This is a genomic window from Pseudomonas sp. P5_A2_2, from assembly GCF_054177685.1.
Genome location: NZ_JBGCUL010000888.1, coordinates 1 through 1,827, shown reverse-complemented (window position 1 = coordinate 1,827; position 1,827 = coordinate 1). Strand labels below are relative to the sequence as shown.

General features: G+C 51.2%; 4 protein-coding genes. 2 read left to right on the top strand and 2 right to left on the bottom strand.

What is annotated here, in order from left to right; translation table 11 throughout:
- The first annotated feature begins 357 nt into the window (after window positions 1–357).
- Both ACXRVY_RS26955 and ACXRVY_RS26950 read left to right on the top strand, forming a co-directional pair.
- On the top strand, window positions 358–789 hold the full coding sequence (locus ACXRVY_RS26955) for an NUDIX hydrolase (RefSeq protein WP_223462258.1): 432 nt from the start codon (window positions 358–360) through the stop codon (window positions 787–789).
- A 41-nt stretch (window positions 790–830) separates the two neighbouring features.
- Window positions 831–1,034 carry a hypothetical protein gene (locus ACXRVY_RS26950; RefSeq protein ID WP_223462259.1) on the top strand — a complete coding sequence of 68 codons (204 nt, stop codon included), beginning with the start codon at window positions 831–833 and terminating at the stop codon, window positions 1,032–1,034.
- A 21-nt stretch (window positions 1,035–1,055) separates the two neighbouring features.
- Here ACXRVY_RS26950 and ACXRVY_RS26945 read toward each other — a convergent pair whose 3' ends face one another.
- Both ACXRVY_RS26945 and ACXRVY_RS26940 read right to left on the bottom strand, forming a co-directional pair.
- The gene (locus ACXRVY_RS26945; protein WP_223462260.1) at window positions 1,056–1,235 is read right to left on the bottom strand and encodes a hypothetical protein; all 180 of its coding nucleotides are present in this window, start codon (window positions 1,233–1,235) and stop codon (window positions 1,056–1,058) included.
- Window positions 1,236–1,368: 133 nt separating this feature from the next.
- On the bottom strand, window positions 1,369–1,638 hold the full coding sequence (locus ACXRVY_RS26940) for a hypothetical protein (RefSeq protein WP_223462261.1): 270 nt from the start codon (window positions 1,636–1,638) through the stop codon (window positions 1,369–1,371).
- Window positions 1,639–1,827: the final 189 nt, after the last annotated feature.

Below are 1,827 nucleotides of genomic sequence, written 5' to 3'. Positions count from 1 at the left end.
CGCCAATGACTTGCGAATGGCGCGGGACGATATCCAAGGCGGATCCATCAAGTTTGCGTGACGTCTTCACCGGCGGGCGAAGAAGTAGATACGCGCTCACGTCAAACCAGGGTCACGTTACCGAAACATCGGTGGACGTTTCTGACTCATTATCTCCAATTGATGGCATCGAGAAAGTCTGCAGTGTTTTGTAGGTACATATTCGCGAGCGCGCCTTCCGCTTGGAATGGCAGTTGCCCGTTAGAGTGAGGTGTCGGTCATGATATTGACACCTACATGAGGGAGGATGGTTTTAGAGTCATTGATCCGTGCGTGATTTGACTTACCTCGCCAAGGGACAGATTGAAGGCATCACTCATGGGCAGCCAGCACTCCACTGACGCGAATTTCAAAGACCTTAAACGACGGGCGACAGTCATCCTACGCCAGGATGAGCAAATCCTTTTTGTGCGCAAACGCAACGCCAAGTGGAATCTACCGGGTGGACGCGTTGAACAGGGCGAGACGCCTTTGCAAGCGGCCTTACGGGAGATGGCAGAGGAGACAGGATTGGCTATCGATCAAATCTCTTATGTCTGTGAGTACGAGGACGACAAGGTCATTCATTTTTTGTTCGAGGCCCGGCGGACGTTCAATCAGAAGCCTTGTGCCTGCAACGAGATTGATGATTGCCGCTGGTTCAGCGCAAAGGATTTGGACAAGCGTTCTGTTCGGGGGGCAATCAGGTCGTTGCTCAAACACTTCGCGTCTGACTCGGGCCATAACTTGGCAACTCACGCCGCTGGTTAGCGTCCACGTTGAACGAGTATCGAACCTGGGAGTGTCTACCAATGGGCAGCGACTATCGGATTGAATCTCAGCGACTTGAACAGGATTTTGCAGATGCCTACACCGCGTATCGCAAGCACATCGAATCCACGCCGTACCCCTCTAACGAGGATGATTGGGCTGAACATGATCGCTACCGCAATGCAGTAAGCGTAGCGAGCGCGGCATGGGGCAGGTACTGCTTCGACAACCAGCACCTGCGTTGATGCGCTGCATCTGTACGGCACTTAGGTGTTTTCAGAGCCCTTATCCCTCAAAGCGAACGAACTGGATGCTGCCTCAATACGCCCTTGCAGCTGAGCAACATAGGCCTGCGCTTCTTCCAGGTTCTGAAATGACACAGCTTTGTCGTCGAGCCAGACCTTGCATCCGCTTCCTTGCTCATTCACTTCGATTTTGACATTCATTGGCACAGTCCCTTTGCGTTTAGTGCGTCAGAGAGTAATGCATTTTGAAGACGTATCAAAATGAAACAGAGGCTCTAGATCAATGCTTTCAGTCGTTTTCAGTTTTATGTTGGTTTAGTCATCCAACAAGACATCATTCGAACCTTCTGGCATTCGCTACCTTGTCTTGAATTCCGTCAAGGTACTGGGACTTCAGCTCTTTGGTTAACGGCCCAAGGATGGGGTTTGCTTTGAACCGGGCCAACAGATGCTCAATCACCCGATCTACCTTGGCGTAGGCAGCAGTGACGCTTGAAGGCACCAGCGGATCAAACTGAATCCCTTCCATCTCGATATCGAGTCGTTTCAACAGGGGTTCGGCATCCAGGATCTGGTGGCGTATTTCATCCGGCGAGCATTGCATCGTCGACCTCCTTGTATTGCCGTAAGTACAGACACGCCTCTTGTTAACTGCAGTCGGGTGACGCAGTCAGGGCATGGCAGCCGCTGTCTTAAAAATGAAACAAAATTGTCGCGTAGAAATATTACTGAAATGTTTCAATCCTATGATCGAGGGAGATCTTTTTCAGGTTACCTCCCTCATGCGTCGAGC